Genomic DNA, 23557 nt, shown 5'->3' on the forward strand with positions numbered 1-23557 from the left:
TCAGTGATGTAACCGAGGCTTCAGGCCTGCAATACCGAATGCCAGTCAGGTCTGCTGACTGGCATTTTTTTCAAGAACGCAGTCTCGCCGGACGCATTAAACAGACCTTGCAGAACGAGCCTTACGACTACCGACACGCTCAATCAGGACGGAATCTGATATGGCAAAACCTGCAGCTCGTGTAACTGCACCGACTGCCTGCCCTTCCCCAGGGCACGCTATAAATCCGATCGTTTCCGGTTCTCCCGACGTTTTCTTTGATGGATTAGCCGCCGCCCCTGAGAGAGTTTGTCGCCACCGTTGATGGTATTCAGATTTCCGGCGTCACCGATTTAGTAACAATACGTTGCCTCAGCCCGAGTAAACGGTAACTTTTCCTATTTCAGACCCATCAGGCTGATAAGCTTGCTCGCCCTGATTTTCAGCTCGTTGCAGAATTCGTATGAGTATGCCGCTGCGCCTGTCCCTCGTTTTTTTATCGGTTCTGGTCCTGACCGCGTGCGATGACGCGCCGCAGTTCACTCAGGCCGAACCGGGGGAAGCTCTGTCTGGAGGTGCTGCTACGGTAAAGAAAAGCGATCAGAACGCCTTCTCCCTGCCATCGGCCAATCTCTCGCCGGTGCGCAGGCTGGACTTCAGTGTCGGCAACAGTTTCTTCCGCAATCCCTGGGTCATCGCGCCCTCGACCACCACTGCCCGTGACGGGCTGGGTCCGTTATTCAATACCAATGCCTGCCAGAACTGCCATATCAAGGACGGTCGCGGCCATCCGCCAGAGCCCGGCGACACCAATGCCGTGTCGATGCTGGTAAGGCTTTCGATTCCAAACAGCCCGGCGTATGCGGAGGTCATCAAGCGCAACGGTGTGGTGCCCGAGCCGAGTTATGGCGGACAGCTACAGGACATGTCGACCCCTGGTGTCGCGCCAGAAGGCAAGGTGCGGGTCGAGTACGATCCTCTGACCATCCGCTTTCGCGATGGTATGACTGTCGAGTTGCGCCAGCCGACCTTGCGTATCACGCAACTGGGCTATGGCCCCATGCACCCCGACACCCACGCTTCGGCGCGCATTGCTCCGCCCATGATCGGTCTGGGTCTGCTTGAGGCGATTCCCGAAGCAGCGATCCTGGCCAATGCCGACCCTGACGACAAGAATGACGACGGTATTTCCGGCCGCACCAACTGGGTCTGGGACGATGTGCAGCAAAAGGTCGTCATGGGACGTTTCGGCTGGAAAGCCGGGCAACCCACACTCAATCAACAGAATGTCCACGCCTTTTCGGGCGATATGGGCCTGACCACCAGCCTGAAAACCGTCGACGACTGCACCCCGGCGCAAGCGGATTGCCGCAACGCACCGAACGGCAATGGCCCCAACGGCGAACCCGAGGTGAGCGACAACATTCTGCGACTGGTAGAGTTCTATACCCGCAACCTGGCTGTTCCGGCACGTCGTAGCGTGGACGACCCGCAAGTGCTGGCGGGCAAGAACCTGTTCTTCAAGGCAGGCTGCCAGCAATGCCACACACCGCAATTCACCACCCGCGCCGATGCCGCAGAACCGGAGCTGGCCAATCAGGTGATTCGTCCCTACAGCGACCTGTTGCTCCACGATATGGGCGAAGGTCTGGCCGACAACCGGACCGAGTTCCAGGCCACCGGCCGCGAATGGCGTACACCGCCGCTCTGGGGCCTGGGCCTGACCGCTACCGTCAGCGGGCACACACAATTTCTACATGATGGTCGCGCTCGCAACGTGATGGAGGCGATACTGTGGCACGGCGGCGAAGCCCAGGCAGCACAACGACAGGTCCTGGCCTTCGACGCCGACCAGCGTGCGGCGCTGTTGGCGTTCCTGAATTCGTTATAAGCATTCCCCTTTAAAAAGAAGGAGCCGGACACATGTTCCGACCCAAGTTGTTGTTCACCAGCCTCGCGGCCCTGGCTCTGGGCGCCTGTGCACCATCGGACCCGCAAGCCATCACCTCTGCCGCCATCGCCAAACAGGTGATCCTGCCGACCTACAGCCGCTGGGTCGAAGCTGATCGCCAACTGGCAAGCAGTGCAATTGCTTTCTGTCAGGGCAAGACCGATCTGGAAAGCGCACGCGCCGACTTCCTGAAAGCACAGAAAACCTGGGCCGAGCTGCAGCCCTTGCTGATCGGGCCGCTGGCCGAAGGCAACCGAGCCTGGCAGGTGCAGTTCTGGCCGGACAAGAAGAATCTGGTCGGACGTCAGGTCGAGCAACTGGTCAACGCACAACCACAGATCAATGCCGAAGACTTGTCCAAGGCCAGCGTCGTGGTTCAAGGCTTGTCGGCGTATGAATACATTCTGTTCGATGCCGAGATCGACATGGCCAACGCCGAACAGAAAGCCCGCTACTGCCCGTTACTGATGGCCATCGGTGAGCGCCAGAAGATTCTGGCCGAGGAAATCCTCAGCCGCTGGAACAGCAACGACGGCATGCTCGCGCAACTGAGCAAGTTCCCGAACCCGCGCTACGCCGACTCCCACGAAGCGATCGCCGAAGTGCTGCGCGTGCAGGTCACGGCACTGGACAGCTTGAAGAAAAAGCTGGGCACGCCATTGGGTCGCCAGACCAAAGGCCAGCCGCAACCGTTCCAGGCAGATTCGTGGCGCAGCAAGTCCTCGCTCAGCAGCCTGGAAGCCAGCCTGATCAGCGCTCAGACCGTCTGGGCCGGCGTGGATAACAAGGGCCTGCGAGGTCTGCTGCCCGCCGAGCAGAAACCGCTGGCCGACAAGATCGACGCAGCCTACGCTGCCAGCCGCAAACTGCTGTCGGAACTCAAGCCGCCACTGGCCGATTTGCTGGCCAGCGAAGCCGGTCGTCAGCAGCTCAATGGGTTTTACGACAGCCTGAACGTGGTTCACCGTCTGCATGAAGGCGAACTGGCCAAGGCCTTGGGTATTCAGTTGGGCTTCAACGCCAACGACGGCGATTGATCGAGAGGGTGTAGATGATGTTGCGACGCCAGGCTCTGGCACTTGGCAGCCTGTTGCTCAGCGCTTGTACGCTGGGCGGCTGGACGCTGTTTCGGCAAAAAGGCAAAAGCCCGCTGCTGCTTTCCGCTCGCGACGATGGCGACGCAAGGCATTACGCAGTAGGTTACCGGCTCGACGGCACGCAGGTGTTCGCAACTCAGGTCGCCCAGCGTTGCCATGACATCATCCATCACCCATCCTTGCCGCTGGCGGTCTTCATCGCCCGCAGGCCCGGCACTGAAAGCTACCTGATCGACCTGCGCGATGGCCGCCTGCTGCAAACCATCACGTCACAGCCCAACCGGCACTTCTACGGCCATGCCGTGATTCATGGCGATGGCGAATGGCTGTACGCCACGGAAAACGACACCACCGATCCGGGTCGCGGCCTGCTGGGGGTTTATCGTTTTGTCGATGAGCGACTGGTGCATTCGGCAGAGATTTCCACTCATGGTATCGGCCCACATCAGGTGTCGTGGATGCCGGACGGCGAAACCCTGGTGGTCGCCAATGGCGGCATTCGCACCGAGGCAGAAAGCCGGGTCGAGATGAACCTGCATGCCATGGAGCCCAGCCTGGTACTGATGCAACGCGACGGCACACTGCTGAGCAAGGAAACCCTCAGGCAACAGATGAACAGCGTGCGCCACATGGGCATTGCCAGCGACGGCACCATTGTCTCCGGGCAGCAGTTCATGGGCGATGCTCATGAGTCCTCCGAACTGTTGGCGATAAAACGTCCAGGCCAGCCCTTCCAGGCCTTTCCCGTGGCCGAAGAGCAATTGCGGGCGATGGGTCACTACACCGCCAGCGTCGCGGTGCACAGCGACCTGCGACTGGTTGCACTGACCGCCCCGCGTGGCAACCGGTTCTTTATCTGGGACCTGGACAGCGGTGCAGTAAAACTCGACGCGCCTCTGCCCGACTGTGCAGGCGTGGGTGCGGTTGCCGACGGTTTTGTCGTGACCTCGGGTCAGGGCCGCTGCCGCTTCTACGACTGCCGCCAGCCCGAACTGGTGGCTAAACCTCTGGATCTGCCGTCCGGGCTCTGGGATAACCACTTGCATCTGGTGTGATGTGTACGCCCATCACTAATCCGGTCATACAGCCATAAATAAAGAAATGTCCTACACCCTGCCGGTTTGCAATATCCGGCGCTGGAGCTAGCCTGCTTCTCAGGTTAAATATCTCCAAAGGAAGTGCAGTATGGTGCGTCGGCGCATGCTGATCATGCTGGGCTTTGTTCTGCTTGTAGTGCTTTTGCTCGCGGGCTACAAGGCCCTCTCCATTTATCGGCAGATTCAGCAATTCAGCGCCCCAAAACCACCGGTCAGCGTGGCTGTGGCCACTGCCAGCGAACAACCGTGGCAAAACCTTCTACCCGCCATCGGCACCCTCAAGGCCTTGCAGGGCGTCGACCTGAGCCTGGAAATCGCCGGCACGGTAAAGGCCGTGCAATTCGAGTCAGGACAAAAGGTCAGGGTGGGTCAGCCCTTGCTGCAACTGGACAGCGATGTCGAAAAGGGCCTGCTGGGCACTGCCGAAGCAGACTTGGGGCTGGCGCAGGTTGAACACGGTCGCGGCAGCAGGCTGGTGGGTGATCAGGCGATTTCCAGAGGGGACTTCGACAAGCTCGCCGCCCAACTGAAAAAAGCCGGCGCGACCGTCGCCCAGCTCAAGGCCTCTCTGGCCAAGAAGCAGATCCTCGCGCCGTTCAGCGGCACCATCGGCATTCGTCAGGTGGATGTGGGCGACTATCTGGCCAGCGGAACGGTCATCGCCACCCTGCAGGACCTGAGCAGTCTTTATGTCGACTTCTACGTGCCGGAGCAGGCGCTACCTAAGATCGCCATCGACCAGATTGTCCGGCTCAGTGTCGCGGCCTATCCGGACCAGTCATTTGAAGCTCGGGTCAGCGCCATCAACCCCAAGGTCGATGACACCACCCGCAACGTGCTGATTCGCGCCACCCTGCCCAACCCTGAAAGCAGACTGCTGCCCGGGATGTTCGCCAATCTGCAGGTTGTGCTGCCCAGCGCCCCAAGCCAGATCGTGGTGCCGGAAAGTGCGATTACCTACACCCTTTATGGCAACTCGGTATTTGTCGTCGTGCCGAAGAAAGACGACAAGGGCGAGCCGGAAAAAGACGCCAAAGGCCAGCAACAACTGGCGGTGGAACGGCATTTCGTCGAAACCGGTGAGCGCCGTGCCGGGAAGGTCATCATCACCAAGGGGCTCAAGGCGGGCGAGCAGGTTGTCAGTGGCGGACAGCTCAAGCTCGATAACGGAACCCATGTGGCCATCAGCGCCGACAAGACCTTGTCGGCCGATCCGAACAGCCAGCCACGCGCTGACTGATCAAGGAATTTCTCATGGCATTTACAGATCCGTTCATTCGTCGCCCGGTACTGGCGACTGTGGTCAGCCTGCTGATCGTGCTGCTGGGTTTCCAGGCGTTCAGCAAGCTGACCATCCGCCAGTATCCGCAGATGGAAAACGCCATGATCACCGTGACCACGGCGTATCCCGGCGCCAATGCCGAAACCATTCAGGGCTACATTACCCAGCCGCTGCAACAGAGCCTGGCCAGCGCCGAAGGCATCGATTACATGACCTCGGTCAGCCGCCAGAATTTTTCGGTGATCACGATCTATGCCCGTATCGGCGCCGACAGCGATCGCCTGTTCACCGAGTTGCTGGCCAAGGCCAATGAGGTCAAGAACAAGCTGCCCCAGGATGCAGAAGACCCGGTATTGAGCAAGGAAGCCGCCAACGCCTCGGCGCTGATGTACATCAGCTTCTACAGCTCGGAACTGAGCAACCCGCAGATCACCGATTACCTGTCACGGGTCATTCAGCCCAAGCTGGCCACCTTGCCCGGCATGGCCGAAGCGGAAATCCTCGGCAATCAGGTCTTCGCCATGCGCCTGTGGCTTGACCCGGTAAAACTGGCCGGATTCGGCCTGACCGCAGCCGATGTCACCAATGCTGTGCGCCGCTATAACTTCCTGTCGGCAGCCGGTGAGGTCAAGGGCGAATACGTGGTCACCAGCATCAACGCCACCACCGACCTCAAGTCCGCCGAAGCCTTTGCCGCAATTCCACTGAAGACCGATGGCGACAGCCGGGTGCTGCTAGGGGATGTGGCGCGGGTGGAAATGGGTGCAGAGAGCTACAACGCCGTCAGTTCGTTCGATGGCATACCTTCGGTCTATATCGGCATCAAAGGCACACCAAGCTCCAACCCGCTGGATGTGATCAAGGAAGTGCGACGCATCATGCCGGAGCTGGAAAGCCAGTTACCGCCCAGCCTGAAGGTGTCCATCGCCTATGACGCGACGCTGTTCATCCAGGCCTCGATTCACGAAGTCGTGAAAACCCTGATCGAAGCTGTCCTGATCGTCGTGGTGATTGTGTTCCTGTTCCTGGGCGCACTGCGTTCGGTACTGATTCCGGTTATCACCATTCCGCTGTCGATGATCGGCGTGCTGTTCTTCATGCAACTGATGGGCTACTCGATCAACCTGCTGACCTTGCTGGCAATGGTGCTGGCCATCGGGCTGGTGGTGGACGATGCGATTGTGGTGGTGGAAAACATTCATCGCCATATCGAAGAAGGCAAGACGCCGTTCGACGCATCCATCGAAGGCGCCCGGGAAATCGCCATGCCGGTGGTATCGATGACCATCACTCTGGCGGCGGTCTATGCACCCATCGGCTTTCTGGAAGGGCTGACCGGTGCGTTGTTCAAGGAGTTTGCCCTGACCCTGGCCGGCGCGGTCGTGATTTCGGGCATTGTGGCCCTGACCCTGTCGCCCATGATGTGTGCCTTGCTGCTGCGCCACGATGAAAACGCCAGCGGTCTGGCCCACAGGCTCGACCAGCTTTTCGAGCGTCTGAAAGTACGCTACCGGCGTCTGTTGCACGGCACCCTCGACACTCGCCCGGTGGTGCTGGTATTCGCCTTGATTGTACTGTGCCTGATTCCGGTGCTGCTCAAGTTCACCCAGTCGAACCTGGCACCGGACGAAGATCAGGGCATCATTTTCATGATGGCGACCTCACCCCAGCCCACCAACCTGGATTACATCAACGCCTATACCGATGAGTTCGTGGAGATATTCCGGGAGTTTCCCGAGTACTACTCCTCGTTCCAGATCAACGGCTTCAATGGCGTGCAGACCGGCGTAGGCGGATTCCTGCTCAAGCCATGGGACGAGCGCAGCCGTACCCAGATGGAAATCCTGCCGGATGTTCAGGCACGACTTGCGCAGATTCCGGGCCTGCAGATTTTCGGTTTCAACCTGCCATCGCTGCCGGGGACCGGTGAAGGTCTGCCGTTCCAGTTCGTCATCAACACCCCGAACGATTATGCCGCGCTGCTGGAAGTCGCCGAGCGGGTAAAGAAACGCGCCGTGGAGTCCGGAAAGTTCGCATTCATGGATATCGATCTGGCGTTCGACAAGCCTGAAGTTGTCGTCGATATCGACCGGGCCAAGGCTGCCCAGATGGGCGTGTCCATGCAGGATCTGGGCGGCACACTGGCGACCTTGCTGGCCGAGGCGGAAATCAACCGTTTCACCATCGAAGGCCGCAGTTACAAGGTCATAGCCCAGGTCGAACGTGCGTATCGGGATAATCCGGGCTGGCTGAACAACTATTACGTGAAGAACAGCGAAGGCAAGCTGCTGGCACTGTCCACGCTGATCACGGTCAGCGACCGGGCCAGACCTCGTCAGCTCAACCAGTTCCAGCAGCTCAACTCTGCAATCATCCAGGGTTTTCCCATTGTCAGCATGGGTGAGGCCATCGAGACGGTTCGCCAGATCGCCAACGAGGAAGCGCCTGTCGGGTTCGCTTATGACTATGCAGGCGCTTCACGCCAATACGTTCAGGAAGGCAGCGCCCTGTGGGTAACCTTTGCCCTGGCACTGGCGATCATCTTCCTGGTGCTGGCAGCCCAGTTCGAGAGCTTCCGTGACCCGCTGGTGATTCTGGTCACGGTGCCGCTGTCGATCTGCGGGGCGCTGATCCCGCTGTTTCTCGGGCTGTCGAGCATGAATATCTACACTCAGGTCGGGCTGGTGACGCTGATCGGCCTGATCAGCAAGCACGGCATCCTGATCGTCGAGTTCGCCAATCAGCTACGCCACGATAAAGGACTGTCGGCACGGGAAGCGGTGGAGGAAGCTGCTGCGATTCGTCTGCGCCCGGTACTGATGACCACGGCAGCCATGGTATTCGGCATGGTGCCCTTGATACTCGCGACAGGCGCAGGAGCCGTCAGCCGTTTCGATATAGGCGTCGTGATTGCCACGGGCATGTCGGTGGGAACCCTGTTTACCCTGTTCGTGCTGCCCTGCGTGTATACGGTGCTGGCGGCCAAGGACAAACCGGTTGGTGCTGCACGCTCACTGCCTGCAAATTAAAGGCTGAAACGCGGAAAGCCCCGTAAAGGGGCTCTGGGGAGTTGAAATTCATTTCAACCTTTTGGACCGGCCCCCTGGGCCAGGCTGTACATCAATAGCAATAAATCATGATCCGGCTTTACGGCTGCCACGCTTTTCAATGCGCGCGGCAACGGGCAGTGCCCTTCACCGCTCTGGACACTGAGAATCTTGGTCGAAGGCTGCTCCCAGGCTGCCACGGCGACAGTTGCCGTTGCCAGCGCACCTACGACAAACAAACCTCTAGCCATTTCAAGTTTCATCACTCCAAACCCTTGATAGTGCTGCCAAACACCGAATGGTAAAAATAGACGAGCTTTTGCCAGTCTGCTGTCTCGAATGACGAATGGCGTCGAAACTGTTTCATATCATGCTGGGCAGCACCATGGGCGGTGAAACGACGGCGGGCTTTTTCCAGGTCCAGCAGCGCAACTTCCACTTCGGCCTGCTGGCCATCGCCGCTCACACGCACGAATACATGCTTGCTGTAGAGGCAACTGTGTTGCCAGCGCGCCCTGTGCATCCGGGCCAGGGTCGTGCCTATTTCCTTGAGCAGTCGCTCATGCAGCAACTCGCCGCAACGCTCGCGACCACCATTGGCATACCACTGGTCGAGATCCTCGAAACCGTCCAGCGCGGCCGTGACCAGCAAGGCACGCCACTCATTGTTCTGATCACGCTCTGCGCCGCAGAACACTATTTCAGGTACACCAACGTTGACCTGCCGCAGGCCTTCGATTGCATCACGCTCACGCAGGACTGTCGGACGACCCAACGGATACAGCAAACTGCGGTAGGTATGGCCTGTCTGGCGTTTGCTGTAAAGCATCGGGCCTTCGCCAGCATAAATCCGCTGAACACCGCTTTCACCACCACGACGAACATTGGGCTCTTCCACCCATTCACCGCGCAGGTTCCAGAAGTGGCCGAAGCGGCTCTCTTTTTTGGAGACTCGCATCGCTTTACCTAAAGTCTGAACATTCATCCCGGACTACCTTTTACGCAGTAAATAGACTCGCCACATGGCGTAAAACGGTAAGAAATCCATGCGTTCCTGAATCCGGAAACCCGCCGTCTCAAACTCGGCTTCGACAGTTTCAACCGGTAACACGAAACGATTCTGGTAACTTTCAGCCCCACTTTTGCGCTGTCGATGCAGCTCAAGGCGCTTGCGTTTCCAGGCTTTAAAATTGCCATCAACCCACAAGGAAACAATCACACTGTCACGAGTGACACGCTGAAACTCCCGCAATAGAGACATTCTATGCTCGGCCTGCCCAACATGGTGCAGCAGCCGCATGCAGAAGATGCTGTCCACGGCGTTTTCGGGCAGATCGATTGCAAAGGCAGAGGTCTGCAAAGGTTGTACCCTTTTCACGACATTCTCAGGCTGAGACTCCAGAGCGGTATTGAGCATGTCGGCAGAATTGTCGGCCCCGATGATCGAGCGGTTGGTCTTTTCGGCCAGCAAAGGCCAGAAACGACCGGCGCCACAAGGCAGGTCAAGCACAAGCCCAGGGTCTCCCGCCAGATGCAGGGCCTTTCTGGCCAGTTGCTCATCGCGATAATGAGACAGCCTGCGTGACAGTCCGTGCTGATGTTTTTCCAGATACTCCCGTGCATGATCCTTGTTGTACTTGCGCGAGAACTTGAGCTCGATGCGCTTGTTCATGGGGAGGCATCTCATGATTCTTGTTGGGGCCAGCCTAATGAGTAGCCTGTCATCATCAAGTCATGCCGATGTGAAAAAAATGTTCTCTGGGGCCAGAGAACATTTCAAGATATTACAACCAGCATTTATCAATCAGGATTTGGTCACCAGGCTCACCTTGAACCGGCAGCCATTGGGCTCCATGGGCGTAAGCCCCACACTCCAACCCTGATTCGCACAGATCCGCTGCACCAGAGAAAGCCCCAGGCCAAGACCTTCGCCGCGCTGTTCATTGCCCCGCACAAAAGGCTCGAACATGGCTTCGCGTTTTTCTTCGGGGATACCGACACCGCTGTCCTCCACGATGAAACCGTCTGCCAACAGAGTCAGGGTAATAAAGCCATGATCGGTGTAATGCAGCGCATTGCGCAGCAGATTGCCCATCACCGCATGCAGGAAGGTGGCGTTGTAGCGCACATCGGTGGTCTGGTCGGTTTCTGGCGGGTTGTAGATCAGTTGCAGGCCTTTGCCTTCGATCGGTCCACGCCACAAGGCGACCAGTTGCTCGGCAACAGCACCAAGAGTGGCACGTGGCGTCATGGCCGGGTCTTCGCGCTGGGTGCGAGCCAGCATCAGGAAGGTCTGCACCAGGTCGCGCATTTCTTCACAGGCTCTGGCAATACGCTCCACCTGTCTTCTGGCCCGCTGGTCGAGGGCCGGGTTTTCCAGCAGCAGTTCACAGGAGCTGGCAAGCACCATCAAGGGCGTGCGCAGTTCATGGCTGACATCGCTGGTAAACATCCGCTCCCGTATCAGCGCCTGCCTGAGACGACCGAGGGTCGCATCGAAAGCCACGGCCAGCTCACCGACTTCGTCGGCGGCATAGTCGGGAGCCAATGGCGGTGCCAGACCCAATAGCTGGTCACGATGGCGAACCTGACGGGCCAGACGCACCACAGGGGCCATGACGCGACGGGCCAGCACCCAGCCCAGAAATACGGCCAGCGCCAGAGCCATGACGAACCCCACCAGCACGACGGCAAACAGGATACGCTCGCGCTCTTCAAAGTCGCTCTGGTCCTGCAGCAAGGCGTAATGCCTGCCATCTACCACTTCGATCATGGCGTGGTAGGACAAGGGACCGCGAAACACCTCATGAAAACCAGGCTCGAGATGGCGCAGGTCCTTGGGCAGGTCGAAATCCCCAGGGCCATTGCTGAAGTAGAACAGTTGGTCCGGCTTGGGGCGATGGCTCCAGTCGCTGACGCTGTCCATCAGCATCAGACGATTGAGATCCCCTCCAAGACCTGCGGAAATCAGTTTTTCCTCAACCAGGTGAACCGTGGAAATGATCCCCACGGCGAAGGATCCAGCGACCAGGGCACTCATCAGGGCAAATGCGATGATGATCCGCTGGGCAAGGCTTTGTTTAAACTCCATCCTTGCCCTCGGCCAGACGATAGCCGACACCATGTACGGTTTGCAGCAGCGGTTTGGGGAAAGGTTTGTCGATCACCTGACGCAACTGATGCACATGGCTGCGCAAGCTGTCGCTGTCCGGGCAGTCGTCGCCCCACAGGGCTTCTTCAAGTACCTCGCGGCGCAGCACATGAGGGCTCTTCTGCATCAGGACCGCCAGAAGTTTCAGGCCTACCGGGTTGAGCTTGAGCATGCGGCCATCACGGGTCACTTCCAGCGTATCGAGGTCATAGACCAGATCCGCGACCTGCAGGGTGCGCCGCCCTCCTCCCTGGGCACGGCGCAGCACCGCTTCGATACGCGCCGCCAGTTCGGAAAGCGCGAAAGGTTTGAGCAGGTAGTCGTCGGCACCGGAGCGGAAGCCCTGCAAGCGGTCATCCAGCTGATCCCGCGCAGTGAGCATGATCACAGGGGTGTCACGCCGCGCATCTTCGCGCAGGCGTTTGCACAGGGTATAGCCATCGATGCCGGGCAGCATGATGTCGAGCACGATCAGGTCATAGTGCTCGGTCGCGGCCAGATGCAATCCAGAGAGGCCATCCTGCGCGCAGTCGACGGTATAGCCTTTCATACCCAGATAATCGGCAAGGTTCGCCAGGATGTCGCGGTTATCTTCGACCAGAAGAATTCGCATGGTAGGCACTCTCATATGCAATTTGGGCTGGCGCAGCTTAAGGCGAAGTCAGCCTCAGGGCCAGTACCACATGGCTTTACGTTTTTTTCACTTTATGTGGCAGAAACTGCCGCGTCCCCCGTTACAGCCGTCGGGGCCTTTGCAATTGAACTGGATTCGCCATGTCGACACCCGCAACCCTTCCACACTCTCGCCCGCTCAATCTCTGGATCTATCTGGGCATTCCCTTTGCAACTGCCCTGGTTCTCATGCTGCTGGAACTGACCACCCTGGACATGAGCCTCGCTCGTCTGGTTTATGACCCACAGGCGGGCGACTTCATCGGCAGGCACAGCCATTTTCTCGAAGACATTCTGCACGACCGCGCCAAGCAGGTCGTCATTGGCCTGGCGGTCGTCTCAATGCTTATTTTCGCGGCCTCGTTCAAGGTCGGACGCTTGATGCCATGGCGCCGAGAGCTGGGTTGTCTGGTGCTTTCCATGGCGCTTTCGACCGGCTTCGTGACACCGGTAAAGGTCATCACTTCAGTGCAATGCCCCTGGAGCCTCACGGAATTTGGCGGCAAGGAAACCTACAGCGAACTGCTCGCTTCACGCCCTGAAACGGACAAGCCGGGCCGCTGCTGGCCGGGCGGTCATGCAGCGACAGGATTTACGCTGTTCGCTCTGTTCTTCATATTCCGTGATCGCAAGCCACGCCTGGCGAAAGCCGGACTGGTCCTGGCTTTGAGCCTGGGATCGATCTTTTCCATCGGCCGCATGCTGCAAGGCGCGCACTTCTTCTCGCACAACGTCTGGACGGCGGTGTTCTGCTGGCTGATCTGCCTGGGCGCGTATTACTTCATTCTGTACAGACCGGATAAAAGCGGGCAGACAGAGCACAGCCTGCTCGCGAAACCCTAAACCATGAACTGGTGGTAGTAATCCAGCGTGGCCACATTCTTGTGCTTGGACTCGAACATGACGTCGAAGCGGTCAAGAAAAAGGGTCACGTATTCGTTGGTCCAGCGATTCCACATCATGTCGCTGTGGCCATAGAGGTCACGTTTGGAGAGGACTTGCATCAGCGAGTCCATTTCCAGCTTCTGCTCAGCGCTGAATCCCAGCTCCTGCAGACGCTCCTGAGGCTGAGAGTAATGCATGGTCGGGCGCACGCCACGCCAGCTTTCGATGATGCGCTCGACGCGAGGCGACTGCGCAGATATGTAGTCATCCTCATGGATCCAGCAATGGTGAACATCCAGAACCACTGGCGCCAGATCGGCTAACCCGATGCAGTCGTCCACGCCGTAAGTCTTTTCGTCGTTCTCGAACGTGATGCAGTTATGCGCTTCTTTCGACAGACGCGACCAGATCGAGCGAATCCCCTCGGCACCCAGTCGACCTGCAATGTGGATGTTGCATTTGAAATCCTGGAACTGCCGCCCGTATCCCATCATGCGGATCATGTCGGCGTGATACTCGAATTCGGCCAGGCTGTTCTCGACCACTTCAGGCTTGTCGGACCCCAGCACACAATATTGGCCCGGGTGCATGGACAACCGGATTCCGGCAGCACGCGCCGCAGCGCCAATGGCAGCAAAGCCTTTAATCAGGATCGACTGAATGTCCGGCTGGCGGTAGAACGCGCAGACTTTCGGATGGCTGTAGAACGGCAGCAGATCACTGCTCAGCCGCAACATTTTCAGGGCGTCAGGCAAGGTCGCCACATAAGCCAGCAAGCGCAACTGGGCTTCGAGGTTGTGGTCGATGATTTCTATCAGCTTGGCGTGAGCAACCTCGGTGGAAACGCTCTCCATCCAGCGCAACGTGGTAGTGCGCGGGTTCAAGGCCGACTCAATGGTTTTCAGCTCACCAGCCGACAGATTGCGTTGAGGGTGGCGATACTGGCATGCAAAACCGATCCGGGCAGTGGACATGGCAATCCTGAAATCCGAATGAATGGTGCTCAGACTATCAGGCAGGTAAAAGCGTTCGCTATCCATACTGGCTTTTTAGATGTATCGAGTCGCGTGACAGAAACCCGAAAACAAAGAACCCTGCACTAGGCAGGGTTCTTCGTGGTGTCGCTTGGGGTGAGGCTCGCTTACATCATGCCGCCCATGCCACCCATGCCGCCCATGTCTGGCATGCCGCCAGCCGCTGGCTTGTCTTCAGCCACGTCAGCGATCATCGCTTCGGTGGTGATCATCAAGCTGGCGATGGAGGACGCTGCCTGCAGAGCAGAGCGAGTCACTTTGGCCGGGTCCAGGATGCCCAGGTCGATCATGTCGCCGTATTCGCCGGTAGCAGCGTTGTAACCGAAGTTACCCGAACCTTGCTTGACCTTGTCGACAACAACGCTTGGCTCGTCACCGGAGTTGGCAACGATCTGGCGCAGTGGCGCTTCTACAGCGCGACGCAGCAGAGCGATACCGACGTTCTGATCGGCGTTGTCGCCTTTCAGTTCGGAGATGGCCTGCAGGGAGCGAACCAGAGCAACGCCACCGCCAGGTACCACGCCTTCTTCAACGGCTGCACGGGTAGCGTGCAGGGCGTCTTCAACGCGGGCTTTCTTCTCTTTCATTTCGACTTCGGAACCGGCACCGACCTTGATCACTGCAACGCCGCCAGACAGCTTGGCCAGACGCTCTTGCAGTTTTTCCTTGTCGTAGTCGGAGCTGGTGTCACCGATCTGCTGGCGAATCTGAGCGATGCGCGAGTCGATTTCGGTCTTGACGCCGGAGCCGTCGATGATGGTGGTGTTTTCTTTGTTCAGCACAACGCGCTTGGCATTACCCAGGTGCTCCAGGGTAGTGCTTTCCAGGCTCAGGCCGATCTCTTCGGAGATAACGGTACCACCAGTCAGGACAGCGATGTCCTGCAGCATTGCCTTGCGACGGTCGCCGAAACCTGGAGCCTTGACGGCTGCAACTTTCACGATACCGCGCATGTTGTTCACAACCAGAGTCGCCAGGGCTTCGCCTTCAACGTCTTCGGCAACGATCAGCAGAGGACGGCCAGCTTTTGCGACTGCTTCCAGAACCGGCAGCATTTCGCGAATGTTGGAGATCTTCTTGTCGACCAGCAGGATCAGCGGGCTGTCCAGCTCGGCAACCATGGTGTCCGGCTTGTTGATGAAGTACGGGGACAGGTAACCACGGTCGAACTGCATGCCTTCTACGACAGACAGTTCGTTTTCCAGACCCGAACCTTCTTCAACGGTGATAACGCCGTCTTTGGTCACTTTTTCCATGGCTTCGGCAATGATGTCGCCGATGGAGTTATCGGAGTTGGCGGAGATGGTGCCAACCTGAGCGATAGCCTTGGTGTCGGTGCATGGCTTGGACAGCTTCTTCAGCTCGGCAACGATGGCGATGGTCGCCTTGTCGATACCGCGCTTGAGGTCCATCGGGTTCATGCCGGCAGCGACGGCTTTCAGGCCTTCGTTGACGATAGCCTGAGCCAGAACGGTAGCGGTGGTAGTACCGTCACCAGCGTCGTCGTTGGCACGGGAAGCAACGTCTTTGACCAGTTGCGCGCCCATGTTTTCAAAACGGTCTTTCAGTTCGATTTCCTTGGCAACCGAAACACCGTCTTTGGTGATCAGAGGAGCACCGAAGCTCTTCTCGATGATGACGTTACGGCCTTTTGGACCCAGGGTCGCTTTTACTGCATCAGCCAGGACGTTCACACCAGCGAGCATTTTTTTGCGACCGGCGTCGCCGAATTTAACTTCTTTAGCAGCCATGATCTTTATTCCTTGAATACTTTGTCGTGACGGAAATCAGCGGGGTTCTCAGCCTTCGATGACAGCGAGAATTTCGTTCTCGCTCATCACCAGCAGGTCTTCGCCGTCTACTTTCACAGTGTTGCTACCGGAGTAAGGGCCAAACACTACTTTGTCACCCACTTTCACGGCCAGCGCACGTACTTCACCGTTATCCAGCACACGGCCGGTACCTACAGCGACGATCTCGCCACGGTTAGGCTTTTCAGCAGCCGAACCTGGCAGCACGATACCGCCGGCAGTTTTCGTTTCTTCTTCGCTGCGACGGATTACGACGCGGTCATGCAGAGGACGAAGCTTCATTGTCGATCTCCTGATTATGGTTTTAGAGCGCTCGGTGAATACACCGGCGGGGTTTAAAAAATCCGGTCTTGCCGGTCACGGTTCGACGAGCGAACCGCAGAATACGGTCTGGCATAAAGGCCAGAAACCTTGCGGTGACCCATACATAAGGGCGAGCAAGGTGATTACAAGTCTCGCCCAGGATTTTTTTTCGTATAACAGGCACTTGAAAACGAACACGGCACCCGAAGGTGCCGTGCAGACAGCTTGCGACGGTTACTTGTCGCGATGCTCGAATTCGCCTTCGATGACATCGGGCTCACGAGCCGTCTGATGAATCGCGCCGGGACGGCTGTTTGCCGGACCCTGGCTGGCCTGATGCATGTCCTCGGCGAATGCTCGCTGACGCATGGCCTGATTCTCGGCACGCTGGCGCAACTTGTCGGCCAGCATGCGGCGAGTGAACGGCAACAGGCAGATGACACCCAGAATGTCACTGATGAAGCCTGGCAGCAGAAGCAGACCGCCACCTACGGCGATCATCAGGCCTTCAAGCATCTGCTGGGCAGGAAGCTCGCCACGGGCCAGGCTTTCACGGGCACGCAACGCTGTGGCAAACCCTGCCACGCGCATCACGAACAACCCGAGCACCGAAGTGCCGAGCACCAGCAGGAAGGTCCAAAGGAAGCCGATGGACATGCCGACTCGTACCAGAATAAACAGCTCCAGCACCGGGAAAAGCAGAAAGAGCAGCAAAAAAACACGCATCAAATCAGTTCCTCTACGGAAGAATGCCTTCCAAGTAGACCGTATGTGATGTCAGAAGATCGTTAATTCAAGCTTTTTGCTCTTCAGATGACGGCCATTTTTGCACGCGAGCCAAATGAACCAAGGCTTCGCGCACTTGTGTCGGCGTATTGCAGGGCTCGCCAAATGCCAGCCAGTGGATGCCGCGCCCGATCCGTAGATGCATGCCCTCAGTGTCGAGACCGACCATTTGTGCAGGCTCGGTCTGCGGCAGACCGGACAGCGCCACGTAATGGGCGATGGCATTGGCGTGGTCGTCATTCATGTGCTCGACCATGCGGGTTTCGACCTCCCCGGCGAACGGGTTGGCCAGGGCAACGTCATCAAGCCAGTGGATGGCGCCAAAGCCGCCAATGTAGCGATAGCGCACCGGAGTCAGTACCCAGAAATCGAAATCATGAGCCGTGTGGTAGCTCTGCGACTCGGGGAAATAGCGGTAATAACGCAGGGCAGCCGCTTCAATGGCTTGTGAATCGGTCAGCTTGCGGGCCTCGGCCAGCACCGTGATACGCCCCACTGCCTGAACATCATCGGCTTCGCGCTCGCCCACCAGCAAGGAACACTTCGGGTCCTGAGTCAGGTTGTGGGTGTGCTGGGCAATACGGCTTATCAGAATCAGCGGCCTGCCCTGCTCATCCAGGCAGTAAGGCACCGCCGAGCCGAACGGAAAGCCCGGCATGGACTTGGAATGTGTGGACAACACAGAGCGGTACTCTTTGAGCAACAACTCCCGGGCATTTTTAGAGGCTTTCGCGCTCATCCTGAGACTCCTTATAACGTTTTCGTCAGAATAAAGACGAACGCGCTGAAACAGCTTATAAAGTGTTGTGAATGGCATCCATGATGAATGATGCCACGGCATTGGCTTAGAGATTGGGCACGCACATGGAATTGAAAAACAAGTTAATTATTATTACGGGTGGCGGTCAGGGGCTGGGCCGTGCAATGGCCGAGTATCTGGCAACCAAGGGCGTCAACCTGGCGCTGGTGGACCTTAACCAGGAAAAACTCGACCAGACCGTCACAGCCTGCAAGGCACTGGGAGTGGAAGCCCGCGCCTATCTGGCCAACGTCGCCAATGAAGAACAGGTGACGGATACGGTTGCCCGGATAGCCGAGGACTTCGGCCCGATTCATGGCCTGATCAATAATGCCGGAATCCTGCGCGACGGTTTGTTGCTCAAGGTCAAGGACGGTGAAATCACCAAGCTGAGCCTCGCGCAATGGCAGGCCGTCATTGACGTCAACCTGACCGGCGTCTTCCTCTGCACTCGGGAAGTGGCGGCAAAAATGGTAGAGCAGAAGAGCCAGGGCGCGATCATCAACATTTCATCGATATCCCGCGCCGGCAACATCGGGCAGACCAACTATTCGGCCGCCAAGGCCGGGGTGGCTGCGGCAACCGTGACCTGGGCCAAGGAGCTGGCGCGTTATGGCATCCGGGTCGCAGGCATTGCACCAGGCTTTATCGAAACCGAAATGACCGGCAGCATGAAACCCGAAGCCCTGGAAAAGATGACGTCGGCCATCCCGCTCAAGCGCATGGGCACGCCAGCCGAAATCGCGCATTCGGCGGCTTATATTCTGGAGAACGATTACTACAGCGGCAGGATTCTGGAGCTTGATGGGGCAATGAGGATCTAGGTTGAGCCCCCACGGCATCGCTACGATTGCGAGATGCCGTGGGGAACGTGCCGTTTTTTACCAGCTCACACCGAAGCCAGCGGTGTAGCGAGTCTTGTCGACGTCGCCATTATCCGAACCGCTGATGATGTTTCTCTCGGCCTTGAGGTTGAGGGATGCCCAGTCCGTGACCTTGTAACGCAGCCCCGCTTCGACATCCATCGAGTAGTCGGCCACCCCGCTCAGAGGCTTGCCCACTTCACCGTTAGTGAAGAACTCGAACTTCTTGCCGACCAGATAGCGGTTGTAGTCCCAGGTGCCGGCGACCGCATAGAAGTTCTCCTTGTCACCGTTGGCGAACTCGAAGTCGGTGCGGTTGAGCAGCGCGCCCACCTTGAATGCACCCAGTTCGTCATCCCAGAACTGATAACCGGGACCGGTACCGACGGTGCGCTGACGGGAGAGGTCTTCGATCTTGTCACGCTTGTAGGTGATACGCGCATCCCAGAACAGCTTTTCGGTCAGGAAGCGGTCCAGGGAGTATTCAGCGCTCCAGTTATCGGTGCTGACCGCCTCGTCAGTCGTCTCGCGATTGTAGTCGCCCTTGGCGTTATGCCGCCACTGACCATGGCGTGCCGAGGTCTTGAAGGCCACGTTGTAGTCGTTGGTATCGTTCTCGGCTCGCTGGAAATCCAGGGCGGCATCGATATTGCCCTTCCAGACCAGGTCGGTGATGACCGGCTTGGGCTTGATGATTTGCTGGATACTGGCCAGTTCCACGGTTTTCGGCGCTTCACCGTTGACCAGCACGACCTTGCCGTCATCGCCAGCCTTCAACGACTTGGCGACTTCGCCTGTGTACTGATCCTGCTTGATCAGCAATGGCTGATCGCTTTCAAGGGTCTTGACCTGCTTCCAGTCCAGAGGCACGGAACCGCCATAAGGCGTCTCGATGAGCAGCTTACCGCCATCGAAAACTTTGATCGTGCCGCTCAACCGGTCACCGTTCTTCAACCAGACGGTATCGGCAAGCAGTGGAGTGGAAATCGTGGTTATTGCGAGGCACAACAGGGTTCTGGACAACATAAGCGACTACTAGGCTCTGTTAAGCGGAGAATCGGGCATTATCCTGCAGGCCAGCAGGACGACGTCAGGTATCAATGACAGTAAGATATTTCCGTAGTTCCCGTGCCAAAGCTTTTAAACAGGAATAAAAACGTGATCCCTGCCGCCCCAGAACATGAAGATCCTGCCGGGCTTTCTCCCGCAGAGGCCCGCCGTACGGCGCTCTATCTCACACTTGAGCAGGTACCGGAAGGCAAGGTCGTCAGTTATGGGCAATTGGCCGAACTGGCCGGGCTGGGAAAAGCTGCACGTTGGGTCGGACGCACTTTGAGCCAGTTGCCCCAAGGCACTTCACTGCCCTGGCATCGGGTATTGGGGGCTGGCGGCAGGCTCAGCCTGCCACTGGGCAGCATTTCAGGTGACGAACAGCGTGCCCGCTTGCGCGCAGAAGGCCTTACCATCCGTAACAATCGGGTCGATATGCAGCGCCATGGCTGGCGTCCCACGTAGCACAGCGGTTAGAGTGCGCCCTTTGTTTTCGCAACCTGAGGCAGTTTCCAGCCCATGCCCCGTAAAACCTGGCGCGCCGCGCTCGCCGCCTATGCCAGCCCCTCGACATTAGTATTGCTGTTGCTTGGTTTCGCAGCGGGCATGCCTTACATGCTGGTCTTCTCAACGCTGTCGGTCTGGTTGCGCGAAGCCGGTGTCGCCCGCGAAACCATCGGTTATGCCAGCCTCATCGGTCTGGCCTACGCCTTCAAATGGGTCTGGTCGCCATTACTCGACCAATGGCGCCTGCCTCTGCTCGGGAAACTGGGCCGCAGACGCTCATGGCTGGTCCTTTCACAGGCGCTGGTGATGCTGGGCCTGATCGGCATGGGCTTTTGTGACCCGCAGCAGCATCTTTCCTGGTTGATCGCCATTGCCGTGGTGGTGGCCTTTGCTTCCGCGACCCAGGATATCGCCATCGATGCCTATCGCCTGGAAATTGCCCAGGACACCCAGCAGGCAGCCCTGGCCGCCAGCTACATGTCCGGCTACCGGGTCGCGGCGCTGCTCTCCACTGCCGGCGCACTGTATTTCGCCGAAGGTTTCGGCTCGACGGGATTCTCTTACAAGCACTCGGCCTGGACCGGGACCTATGTGCTGTTCGGCCTGCTCATGCTGCCCGCTCTGGTGACCACCTTCATCATGCGTGAACCGCCAGTGCCGCTGCGCACCCAGTTGTCAGCAGCGCGCTACGGTTTTGTGCATCAACTGGCATCGGTATTCGTGCTGATCGTGCTGCTGGTTTCCGTGCCGGCCATGTTCACCCAGCTCTACAACACCGACTTCGCCAGCGTATTGTTCGAGGGCAGCAGCTGGATGGACCTGCTGATGGAAGACCGGGCCTTCCTGCGTTCCATCCTTTATATCCTGCTCACCATCGCCTGCCTGTCCTCCATGGGACGACGCGGCCTCGCGCCCGTGCTGACCCCCGTCAACGACTTCATCATGCGCTACCGCTGGCAGGCCTTTATCCTGCTGGGCCTGATCGCGACCTATCGCATGTCCGACACGGTAATGGGCGTCATGGCCAACGTGTTCTACATCGATCAGGGCTTTACCAAGGACCAGATTGCCAGCGTCAGCAAGATCTTCGGTCTGATCATGACCCTGCTGGGCGCGGGCGTCGGCGGTCTGCTGATCGTGCGCTTCGGCATCATGCCGATCCTGTTCATCGGCGGTCTGAGCTCAGCGGCGACCAATATCCTGTTCCTGCTCCTGGCCGACATGGGCCCGAACCTGAAGATGCTGGTGCTGACCATTTCCCTGGATAACCTGAGTTCCGGGCTGGCCACATCCGCCTTCGTCGCCTATCTGTCGAGCCTGACCAACCTCAAGTTCTCTGCCACCCAATACGCCCTGCTCAGCTCGATCATGCTGCTGTTGCCACGCTTGATCGGCGGTTATTCAGGGGTCATGGTGGAGAAATTCGGCTACCACAACTTCTTCCTCATTACCGCGCTGCTGGGCGTGCCGACCTTGCTGATGATCATTTTGCAGTGGAGCAAGGAAATTCGTACCGCAGACAAACAGGATGAGCCCGACAAGACCGTGGCTGACAAAGCGCATTAATCAAAATGCCCGGTGCATCAAGCACCGGGCTTTTTACCACTCCCAGTCTTTCTCCATGAACTCGGCCGTGGGTGGCAGGACCGAGTGCAGGAGTTGCAGGTACTGCTCGAACAGGTCCTTGTTGGGGAAGCGGGCGACAAACCCTGTAGTGATGTCGGTGCAATGAATAACGATGATGGAGCGCTTTCGATCAATCGTGACGAAGTTGTGGGTATCCCATGGACGAGTTTCCCGATGATGGATCGGGTTCTTCCAATTCAGCAAAGAGCGTGCTGCCCCGAGTGAAATGGCGGCTGGGCCAAGCAGAAATAGCAGAGAGCCTGTGACAAGGGCGACACCGAGAAATAGCAGGATGGTAAAGATGGCGATGCCCTTGAAGAAGGGACCTGCAAAATTTGGATAGTAGTCGTAGTACTCGACAGAGCCTGCCTGGATATCTATATGGTAATTGAATATGGTCTTTTTTCTGGCGACAAGCATAATCATATAAGTCGCGGACACCACTGCCGCACAACCGAACCCTATAAGTAACTCCACATCCTCAGGGAGCGTATCCCACATCATCCATAGGCAATAAAGAAAAAGCGCAAGGCTTGAGCCTATAATGATAAGCTGAAATTTAATTAATTCCTTTGGAGGGCAATCAATTGTTTTTATACTCCACGCCATTACAGTCGAATCGCTGCTGAAAATTTTGTTCTGCGCTGTACTGCAGGCTGCTATGTTATTCATAATAATCTCTTATTCCAGAAGAGCGCTTCATGACCTGTAAACAGCGCGAAGTGAACGAGCGCGCCCTGTAAGGCTGATGCCGAACAGTTAAGGTCATAACTCAATGTGTGGGAGGCAGCCTGGCGACTTCAGCGTACAGACACAGAATATCTGTCAGTTTTCAGGCCTTTTTCGCCAGCAAGCTGCCTCCTGCAAGTAGCTCATTGCATCAAGCACCGGGCTTTTACCACTCCCAGTCTTTCTCCATGAACTCGGCCGTGGGTGGCAGGACCGAGTGCAGGAACTGCAGGAATTGCTCGAATAACTCTTTGTTGGGAAAGCGAAATTCAAACCCCACCGTGATATCAGTTCGGTGAGTGATGATCATGGAGCGTTTGCGATCCACCGTGACAAAGTTGTACTCGTTCCAGGGCAAGCTTTGTTCATTATTGATTTTATTCTCCCAGTTCAGTAAAGAGCGTGCTGCCCCAAGTGAAATGGCGGCTGGGCCAAGCAGAAATAGCAGAGAGCCTGTGACAAGGGCAACACCGAGAAATAGCAGGATGGTAAAGATGGCGATGCCCTTGAAGAAGGGACCTGCAAAATTTGGATAGTAGTCGTAGTACTCGACAGAGCCTGCCTGGATATCTATATGGTAATTGAATATGGTCTTTTTTCTGGCGACAAGCATAATCATATAAGTCGCGGACACCACTGCCGCACAACCGAACCCTATAAGTAACTCCACATCCTCAGGGAGCGTATCCCACATCATCCATAGGCAATAAAGAAAAAGCGCAAGGCTTGAGCCTATAATGATAAGCTGAAATTTAATTAATTCCTTTGGAGGGCAATCAATTGTTTTTATACTCCACGCCATTACAGTCGAATCGCTGCTGAAAATTTTGTTCTGCGCTGTACTGCAGGCTGCTATGTTATTCATAATAATCTCTTATTCCAGAAGAG

22 protein-coding genes and 1 pseudogene are annotated in these 23557 nt (G+C 57.4%); 10 read left to right on the plus strand and 13 right to left on the minus strand.

What is annotated here, in order from left to right; all coding sequences use genetic code 11:
- Window positions 1-160 precede the first annotated feature (160 nt).
- From CKW23_RS20405 to CKW23_RS20430, 6 genes and pseudogenes are all read left to right on the plus strand, one after another.
- A pseudogene (locus CKW23_RS20405) lies at window positions 161-277 on the plus strand (PAAR domain-containing protein); the annotation flags it as partial.
- Window positions 278-442: 165 nt separating this feature from the next.
- Window positions 443-1870 (plus strand): di-heme oxidoredictase family protein, encoded by a 1428-nt coding sequence (locus CKW23_RS20410; protein WP_025261676.1) that lies wholly within the window; start codon window positions 443-445, stop codon window positions 1868-1870.
- A 32-nt stretch (window positions 1871-1902) separates the two neighbouring features.
- Window positions 1903-2967, plus strand: coding sequence for an imelysin family protein (locus CKW23_RS20415; protein ID WP_025261677.1), 1065 nt, complete (start codon window positions 1903-1905; stop codon window positions 2965-2967).
- Between the two features lie 17 nt (window positions 2968-2984).
- A complete protein-coding gene (locus CKW23_RS20420) occupies window positions 2985-4082 on the plus strand; it encodes a DUF1513 domain-containing protein (protein ID WP_025261678.1) in 1098 nt (365 codons plus the stop codon).
- Between the two features lie 130 nt (window positions 4083-4212).
- Window positions 4213-5364, plus strand: coding sequence for an efflux RND transporter periplasmic adaptor subunit (locus CKW23_RS20425; RefSeq protein ID WP_025261679.1), 1152 nt, complete (start codon window positions 4213-4215; stop codon window positions 5362-5364).
- 14 nt (window positions 5365-5378) lie between these two features.
- A complete protein-coding gene (locus tag CKW23_RS20430) occupies window positions 5379-8435 on the plus strand; it encodes a multidrug efflux RND transporter permease subunit (protein ID WP_025261680.1) in 3057 nt (1018 codons plus the stop codon).
- A 53-nt stretch (window positions 8436-8488) separates the two neighbouring features.
- On the opposite strand, the gene CKW23_RS20435 is transcribed toward CKW23_RS20430, so the two are convergent.
- The 5 genes from CKW23_RS20435 to colR form a co-directional block, all read right to left on the minus strand.
- The gene (locus CKW23_RS20435; RefSeq protein ID WP_025261681.1) at window positions 8489-8716 is read right to left on the minus strand and encodes a hypothetical protein; all 228 of its coding nucleotides are present in this window, start codon (window positions 8714-8716) and stop codon (window positions 8489-8491) included.
- Window positions 8716-9438 (minus strand): lipopolysaccharide kinase InaA family protein, encoded by a 723-nt coding sequence (locus tag CKW23_RS20440; RefSeq protein ID WP_025261682.1) that lies wholly within the window; start codon window positions 9436-9438, stop codon window positions 8716-8718. The genes CKW23_RS20435 and CKW23_RS20440 overlap by 1 nt, the downstream gene beginning before the upstream one ends.
- Before the next feature lie 6 nt (window positions 9439-9444).
- Window positions 9445-10125, minus strand: a complete 681-nt coding sequence (locus CKW23_RS20445) for a class I SAM-dependent methyltransferase (RefSeq protein ID WP_025261683.1) — start codon at window positions 10123-10125, stop codon at window positions 9445-9447.
- Between the two features lie 132 nt (window positions 10126-10257).
- Window positions 10258-11544 carry a HAMP domain-containing sensor histidine kinase gene (locus CKW23_RS20450; RefSeq protein WP_025261684.1) on the minus strand — a complete coding sequence of 429 codons (1287 nt, stop codon included), beginning with the start codon at window positions 11542-11544 and terminating at the stop codon, window positions 10258-10260.
- Window positions 11534-12217, minus strand: coding sequence for a two-component system response regulator ColR (gene colR / locus CKW23_RS20455; protein WP_025261685.1), 684 nt, complete (start codon window positions 12215-12217; stop codon window positions 11534-11536). Before colR ends, CKW23_RS20450 begins: the two co-directional genes overlap by 11 nt.
- A gap of 161 nt (window positions 12218-12378) precedes the next feature.
- Between colR and CKW23_RS20460 the strand changes: the two genes are divergently transcribed.
- Window positions 12379-13119 carry a phosphatase PAP2 family protein gene (locus tag CKW23_RS20460; protein WP_025261686.1) on the plus strand — a complete coding sequence of 247 codons (741 nt, stop codon included), beginning with the start codon at window positions 12379-12381 and terminating at the stop codon, window positions 13117-13119.
- On the opposite strand, the gene uvsE is transcribed toward CKW23_RS20460, so the two are convergent.
- The 5 genes from uvsE to CKW23_RS20490 form a co-directional block, all read right to left on the minus strand.
- Window positions 13116-14135 carry a UV DNA damage repair endonuclease UvsE gene (uvsE, locus tag CKW23_RS20465; protein WP_095068221.1) on the minus strand — a complete coding sequence of 340 codons (1020 nt, stop codon included), beginning with the start codon at window positions 14133-14135 and terminating at the stop codon, window positions 13116-13118. The genes CKW23_RS20460 and uvsE overlap by 4 nt on opposite strands.
- 167 nt (window positions 14136-14302) lie before the next feature.
- Window positions 14303-15946: a chaperonin GroEL gene (groL, locus tag CKW23_RS20470; RefSeq protein ID WP_095068210.1), complete on the minus strand. Its 1644-nt coding sequence runs from the start codon at window positions 15944-15946 to the stop codon at window positions 14303-14305.
- Between the two features lie 48 nt (window positions 15947-15994).
- Window positions 15995-16288: a co-chaperone GroES gene (locus CKW23_RS20475; RefSeq protein ID WP_004881479.1), complete on the minus strand. Its 294-nt coding sequence runs from the start codon at window positions 16286-16288 to the stop codon at window positions 15995-15997.
- 255 nt (window positions 16289-16543) lie between these two features.
- On the minus strand, window positions 16544-17035 hold the full coding sequence (locus tag CKW23_RS20485; RefSeq protein WP_095068212.1) for an FxsA family protein: 492 nt from the start codon (window positions 17033-17035) through the stop codon (window positions 16544-16546).
- Window positions 17036-17102: 67 nt separating this feature from the next.
- Entirely contained in the window at window positions 17103-17834 is a 732-nt protein-coding gene (locus CKW23_RS20490) for a HugZ family protein (protein ID WP_095068213.1), read from the minus strand.
- A gap of 125 nt (window positions 17835-17959) precedes the next feature.
- On the opposite strand from CKW23_RS20490, the gene CKW23_RS20495 reads away from it, so the two are divergent.
- Complete coding sequence (locus CKW23_RS20495; RefSeq protein ID WP_095068214.1) at window positions 17960-18718, plus strand: SDR family oxidoreductase; 759 nt, start codon at window positions 17960-17962, stop codon at window positions 18716-18718.
- A gap of 57 nt (window positions 18719-18775) precedes the next feature.
- On the opposite strand, the gene CKW23_RS20500 is transcribed toward CKW23_RS20495, so the two are convergent.
- Window positions 18776-19783, minus strand: a complete 1008-nt coding sequence (locus tag CKW23_RS20500) for a DUF481 domain-containing protein (RefSeq protein WP_095068215.1) — start codon at window positions 19781-19783, stop codon at window positions 18776-18778.
- Between the two features lie 132 nt (window positions 19784-19915).
- On the opposite strand from CKW23_RS20500, the gene CKW23_RS20505 reads away from it, so the two are divergent.
- Together CKW23_RS20505 and CKW23_RS20510 are read left to right on the plus strand one after the other, a co-directional pair.
- A complete protein-coding gene (locus CKW23_RS20505; RefSeq protein ID WP_095068216.1) occupies window positions 19916-20272 on the plus strand; it encodes an MGMT family protein in 357 nt (118 codons plus the stop codon).
- A 54-nt stretch (window positions 20273-20326) separates the two neighbouring features.
- Window positions 20327-21880: an AmpG family muropeptide MFS transporter gene (locus CKW23_RS20510; RefSeq protein WP_095068217.1), complete on the plus strand. Its 1554-nt coding sequence runs from the start codon at window positions 20327-20329 to the stop codon at window positions 21878-21880.
- 33 nt (window positions 21881-21913) lie between these two features.
- Here CKW23_RS20510 and CKW23_RS20515 read toward each other — a convergent pair whose 3' ends face one another.
- Both CKW23_RS20515 and CKW23_RS20520 read right to left on the minus strand, forming a co-directional pair.
- Window positions 21914-22612 carry a hypothetical protein gene (locus CKW23_RS20515; RefSeq protein ID WP_051427747.1) on the minus strand — a complete coding sequence of 233 codons (699 nt, stop codon included), beginning with the start codon at window positions 22610-22612 and terminating at the stop codon, window positions 21914-21916.
- Between the two features lie 223 nt (window positions 22613-22835).
- On the minus strand, window positions 22836-23534 hold the full coding sequence (locus CKW23_RS20520; RefSeq protein WP_051427748.1) for a hypothetical protein: 699 nt from the start codon (window positions 23532-23534) through the stop codon (window positions 22836-22838).
- Window positions 23535-23557: the final 23 nt, after the last annotated feature.

The organism is Pseudomonas sp. Irchel 3A18 (assembly GCF_900187465.1).
Classification (GTDB): domain Bacteria; phylum Pseudomonadota; class Gammaproteobacteria; order Pseudomonadales; family Pseudomonadaceae; genus Aquipseudomonas; species Aquipseudomonas cichorii.